This window comes from Pseudomonas sp. UBA6323, from assembly GCF_002439135.1.
In the GTDB taxonomy this organism is placed as follows: domain Bacteria; phylum Pseudomonadota; class Gammaproteobacteria; order Pseudomonadales; family Pseudomonadaceae; genus Aquipseudomonas.
Genome location: NZ_DJSX01000094.1, coordinates 1 through 5,624, shown reverse-complemented (window position 1 = coordinate 5,624; position 5,624 = coordinate 1). Strand labels below are relative to the sequence as shown.

Here is a 5,624-nt window from a genome sequence, read left to right as displayed (position 1 = left end):
TGAAACTCTGGGCGGTCCAGTGATCCTTGTCGAGGGAAGCGCCCCGGCTACGCCAGCATCTGGGCAGGTAAAGGTATATGCCAAGGGTGATGGACACGTCTATTCCATGGACGATACCGGCACGGAAACGCCGCTTTCGGGTGGTGGTGGTGGATCATCCGTTGTTCCGGTTGCTACCCCAACGATTTCCAGCGGCGTCCTGACCTTGGACTTTGGCGGGGCCTCAATCTACGCCGGCGCAGTCACGCTAACCTCAAACGTAACCTCCTTGGTGCTTACCAACCTTCCAGGCTCTGGAAAGTTTGCAGAATACGAGTTGCACATATCGCAAGATGGAACTGGCGGTAGAACCTTCGCCATACCTTCCTCTCATAAGCCGCTCGCGAGTTCAATTACGGCCGTAGGATCTGGCCCTAGTCAAGTGACTGTCCTGTCAGCGTCAACCGTAAACAACGGGACCACTTGGCGCTACGCAATGGGGATCAGCGCATGATGCTACGCAGGCTTCTTATGGCGTCTGGCGCTCCGACAAGCGATCCGTTCTGGGCGAATGTCACGGCACTTTTGCACTTTGATGGCGCGGACGGTAGCACGACTTTTACCGATCAGAAGGGGAGCGTATGGACTCCGACTGGTGATTCACAGATTGACACGGCTCAATGGAAATTTGGCGGGGCCAGCGGATTGTTCGATGGCAGTGGCGACTATATCAGCACACCGAACAATACTGGGTTTGACTTCGGATCAGGCGATTTCACCGTAGAGTTCTGGATGCGGCCTGTCGCAAACGTTACAGCGACGCAAGTCTTGTTTTGTAAGGCGGTTGGTGCAGGCGCACGCTCATTTTCCTGCGCTGTTGCTTCTGGAAACCGGGTTTACATGGCGGTTTCGTCAAATGGGACGAACTTTACGGACTATCTAAGTGCCAATGGTGTATTTTCTGCAGGAGTTTTTTCTCACATTGCTTATGTAAGGTTTGGAAGTGTTCTCTCTATATACGTGAACGGCGTATCCGTAGTCAGTCAGGCAATCACCACGTCAATGTTCACGGCGAACTGTCCGGCGCAGATCGGGGGGCGCCCGTCGGATGGGCAGTACTTCAACGGCCACATAGATGACCTCCGCGTCACCAAGGGGGTGGCTAGGTACACGACGAACTTTGCCCCGCCTGCCGCCGCCTTCCCGAACGGCTAGGCTGGATCTCTGCCAGTGATGGGGTGACCCTAAACTGACCCCGCTGCATCGCTAAGTGACTGATTTCGATATGTCACATGTGATCGCAAGCGAGCGCGTTAGTCATTGATTTTGCTGCTCTTCCCTGACCTTGACATGGTAGGGGTCACAGGTTCGAACCCTGTACCGCCCACCACTCCGGTGAGGAGTGGATCAATGACCCGGCAGATGCCGGGTTTTTTATGGCCGTCGATCCGGGCCGGGCGACCCGCCGGAATGTGTCGCCCAGGCCTGCTTTCCCCTGGTTTCCCGTGGCCCACCGCGCTGGCGCGCGGCGCGGTTGCCGGCCGGACAGAGGGACGCCGGCACACGCGCGATGGAGGCGGAATGGCCGCGATTGGTTTACCATCGTGCCCGACCTCCTTCCGGAAAAGGTGGCCCGCGGAAACGCCGGCCGAGCGTGCGACATGAGCACTACCCACTCCTGACGCCAGATTCCGCCACGGCCCTGCAGCAGGCGCCTTCGTGGCGCTTTTTTATTGCCCCGATTCTCCGCAGGCGCATTCCCGCATCGCGTGCTCCGCGATCCGCCGCGACCGGCGGGCCATCCCCCCAGGTGAAGCCATGATCAACATCACTCTCCCCGACGGCAGCGTCCGTCAGTTCGAAAACCCGGTCAGCGTCATGGACGTGGCCCAGTCCATCGGCGCTGGCCTGGCCAAGGCCACCATCGCCGGCGCGGTCGACGGCGTGCTGGTCGATGCCAGCGACGTCATCGACCACGACGCCGCGCTGCGCATCATCACCGCCAAGGACGAGGAGGGCGTGGAGATCATCCGCCACTCCTGCGCCCACCTGGTCGGCCATGCGGTCAAGCAGCTGTACCCGGACGTGAAGATGGTGATCGGCCCGGTCATCGCCGAGGGCTTCTACTACGACATCTACTCCGAGCGCCCGTTCACGCCCGATGACATGGCTGCGATCGAGAAGCGCATGGGCGAGCTCATCGCGCAGGACTACGACGTCATCAAGAAGATGACGCCGCGCGCCGAGGTGGTCGAGATCTTCAGGGCCCGCGGCGAGGACTACAAGCTGCGCCTGATCGAGGACATGTCCGCCGACATCCAGGCCATGGGCATGTACTACCACCAGGAATACGTGGACATGTGCCGCGGCCCGCACGTGCCGAACACGCGTTTCCTCAAGGCCTTCAGGCTGACCCGTATTTCCGGCGCCTATTGGCGCGGCGATGCCAAGAACGAGCAGCTGCAGCGCATCTACGGCACCGCATGGGCCGACAAGAAGCAGCTAGAGGCCTACATCAAGCGCATCGAGGAAGCCGAGATGCGCGACCACCGCCGCATCGGCAAGCAGCAGGAGCTGTTCCACCTGCAGGAAGAGGCGCCGGGCCTGGTGTTCTGGCACCCGAAGGGCTGGGCACTGTGGCAGGTGGTCGAGCAGTACGTGCGCCGCGTCTATCGCAGCAGCGGCTACGGCGAGGTGCGCTGCCCGCAGATCCTGGACGTGAGCCTGTGGAAGAAGTCCGGCCACTGGGACAACTACCAGGACAACATGTTCTTCACCGAGTCGGAGAAGCGCACCTACGCGGTCAAGCCGATGAATTGCCCGGGCCACATCCAGGTGTTCAACCAGGGCCTGCACAGCTACCGCGACCTGCCGATCCGCTACGGCGAGTTCGGCGCCTGCCACCGCAACGAGCCGTCCGGCGCGCTGCATGGCATCCTGCGCGTGCGCGGCTTCACCCAGGACGACGGCCACGTGTTCTGCACCGAGGAGCAGGTGGAGTCCGAGGTCCGCGCGTTCCACGCCCAGGCGCTGAAGGTCTATGCCGATTTCGGCTTCGAGGACATCCAGATCAAGATCGCGCTGCGCCCGGAATCGCGCCTGGGTGACGACGCCACCTGGGACAAGGCCGAAGACGCCCTGCGTTCTGCGCTGTCCAGCTGTGGCGTGGAATGGCAGGAACTGCCCGGCGAGGGTGCCTTCTACGGCCCGAAGATCGAGTATCACCTGAAGGACGCCATCGGCCGGACCTGGCAGCTGGGCACCATGCAGGTGGACTTCATGATGCCGGGCCGCCTCGGTGCCGAGTACGTCGACGAAAACAGCCAGAAGCGGCACCCGGTGATGCTGCACCGGGCCATCGTGGGCTCGATGGAGCGCTTCATCGGCATCCTCATCGAGCACCATGCCGGCGCGTTCCCGACCTGGCTGGCGCCGGTGCAGGTGGTGGTGGCCAATATCACCGACGCCCAGGCTGAATACGTTCAGCAGGTTCGCAAAACCCTTGCGGAGCAAGGGTTCCGGGTCACCGCCGATTTGCGGAACGAGAAGATCGGCTATAAGATTCGCGAGCATACGCTGCAGCGTGTGCCGTATCTGCTGGTCATCGGCGACCGCGAGAAGGAGAACGGCGCGGTGGCGGTACGCACCCGTTCGGGCGAGGATCTGGGCAGCATGTCGCTCCAGGCCTTCATCGAACGCCTGCAGGCGGAACACAGGCAGTAAGCATCCAGCCCCGGTCCCCGCGGACGCTCCGCCGGGGCCGGTTCGATTCCATCCGGAGATTGCAATATCAGTACCCCTGACAACAAGCAGAATCGTCGAAATCATGAAATCCGCGTGCCGCGCGTGCGCGTGATCGGCAGCGACGGTGAAATGATCGGCGTGTTGACGCGCGACGAAGCGCTGTCGATGGCCGAGGATGAGGGCCTGGACCTGGTCGAGATCCAGCCGCAGGCCGATCCGCCGGTCTGCAAGATCATGGACTTCGGCAAGTTCAAGTTCGAACAGCAGAAGAAGGCCAACGAGGCCAAGAAGAAGAGCCGCCAGGTCGAGATCAAGGAAGTCAAGTTCCGTCCGGTCACGGACGAGGGCGACTACCAGATCAAGCTGCGCAAGATGCGTGGCTTCCTCGAGGAAGGCGACAAGGTCAAGGTCAACATCCGCTTCCGTGGCCGTGAGATGAGCCACCAGGAGCTGGGTCGCGAGATGGCCGGTCGCATCGAGGCGGACCTGGGCGAGGACATCGTGATCGAATCGCGCCCGCGCCTGGAAGGCCGGCAGATGGTCATGATGATCGCGCCGAAGAAGAAGTAACGGCGCCGCGGCCCGGGCCGCAGCCGTACCCGCGGACGGGGAGGGGCCTGGCGCCGGCTTCCCGTCCCGTATTCATTTGCCTGTCCCCGCTGCCGCCTGCGTTTGCAAGTGTGCTGGGGCCCGGGCATAATGGGCGGCCCGGTTCGCCGGGTTTGCTGTTTGCAACACCCAACAGGACCTGCCTGCCTCCATCGGGAGTGCGGGCTTCAAGCAGGCAAGGGCAAGGATGGAAAGCGTGGCGCAAGCCACCGCCCGGCCAGTAAAAAGAGACCATCAAGGACATAGCAATGCCCAAGATCAAGACCAACCGGGCAGCGGCCAAGCGTTTCCGCAAGACCGCTTCCGGCAAGTACAAGGCTGGCCACGCCAACCGTAGCCACATCCTCACCAAGAAGGCGACCAAGCGGAAGCGTAACCTGCGTCAGACGAACCACGTCCGCGCAGAAGACGCAGGCCGTCTGGACCGCATGCTGCCCTACCTCTGAGGAACTGAACCATGGCACGAGTCAAGCGTGGTGTGCAGGCGCGCCGCCGCCACAAGAAGATCATCAGCCAGGCGAAGGGCTACTACAATGCCCGCCGCAAGGTTTTCCGCGTCGCCAAGCAGGCGGTCATCAAGGCGCAGCAGTACGCCTATATCGGCCGCAAGCAGAAGAAGCGCAATTTCCGTTCGCTGTGGATCACCCGTATCAATGCGGCTGCCCGCATCAACGGCATGAGCTACAGCCGTTTCATGAACGGCCTGCTCAAGGCTGGCATCACCCTGGACCGCAAGGTGCTGGCGGACATCGCCGTGCACGACGCGGCGGGTTTTGCCGCGCTGGCCGAGAAGGCCAAGAGCGCGCTGGCGGCATAAGTCCTTCCCCTGCCGGCGCGGTTCACCCGCGGCGGTGGTGAATGAGACAATGCATGGGGAAGGGCGCANNGGGCGCAAGTCCTTCCCCATTTCTTTTTCCAGCTTGGCCGTTCCCTCTTCCCTCGGGAGGAGGCGCCCCGAGGGGGCGGATGAGGGCGCGCCGCAGGAGCCCGCGGCAGTAGCGGGGTTGAACGCGTCGCCACGCACCGGATTGGGAAACAATCGGTGCATCGGCGTCAGCGCAATCCGACTACGCTAGGATTCGCTCGTGCCCTCACCTCGATCTTCTTCCACCGGAAGGGGACTGGGAGCTCCGGGATATCGCCCCGGCGCGGAACGTGTGAGGCGACCCATCCGAGATCCGTCGATCCATGAGTGACATCCAATCCCTGACCACCCAGGCGCTGGCCGACGTGGCCGCGGCGCAGAATCCGGAAACGCTGGAGAACCTGCGCGTGGCCCTGCTGGGCAAGAG

Annotated in this window: 5 protein-coding genes; all 5 read left to right on the top strand. The window is 62.4% G+C overall.

Going from position 1 to position 5,624, the window contains the following annotated elements:
- The first annotated feature begins 489 nt into the window (after nucleotides 1-489).
- The 5 genes from B3P22_RS22135 (at nucleotide 490) to rplT (ending at nucleotide 5,149) form a co-directional block, all read left to right on the top strand.
- Nucleotides 490-1,194: a LamG domain-containing protein gene (locus B3P22_RS22135; RefSeq protein WP_296272543.1), complete on the top strand. Its 705-nt coding sequence runs from the start codon at nucleotides 490-492 to the stop codon at nucleotides 1,192-1,194.
- 603 nt (nucleotides 1,195-1,797) lie between these two features.
- Nucleotides 1,798-3,702: a threonine--tRNA ligase gene (gene thrS / locus B3P22_RS22130; protein WP_243351601.1), complete on the top strand. Its 1,905-nt coding sequence runs from the start codon at nucleotides 1,798-1,800 to the stop codon at nucleotides 3,700-3,702.
- A 66-nt stretch (nucleotides 3,703-3,768) separates the two neighbouring features.
- Complete coding sequence (infC, locus tag B3P22_RS22125; RefSeq protein WP_225546736.1) at nucleotides 3,769-4,293, top strand: translation initiation factor IF-3; 525 nt, start codon at nucleotides 3,769-3,771, stop codon at nucleotides 4,291-4,293.
- 287 nt (nucleotides 4,294-4,580) lie between these two features.
- Nucleotides 4,581-4,778 (top strand): 50S ribosomal protein L35, encoded by a 198-nt coding sequence (gene rpmI / locus B3P22_RS22120; protein ID WP_010342861.1) that lies wholly within the window; start codon nucleotides 4,581-4,583, stop codon nucleotides 4,776-4,778.
- Between the two features lie 11 nt (nucleotides 4,779-4,789).
- Nucleotides 4,790-5,149: a 50S ribosomal protein L20 gene (gene rplT / locus B3P22_RS22115; RefSeq protein WP_054664681.1), complete on the top strand. Its 360-nt coding sequence runs from the start codon at nucleotides 4,790-4,792 to the stop codon at nucleotides 5,147-5,149.
- The last annotated feature ends 475 nt before the right edge of the window (nucleotides 5,150-5,624 follow it).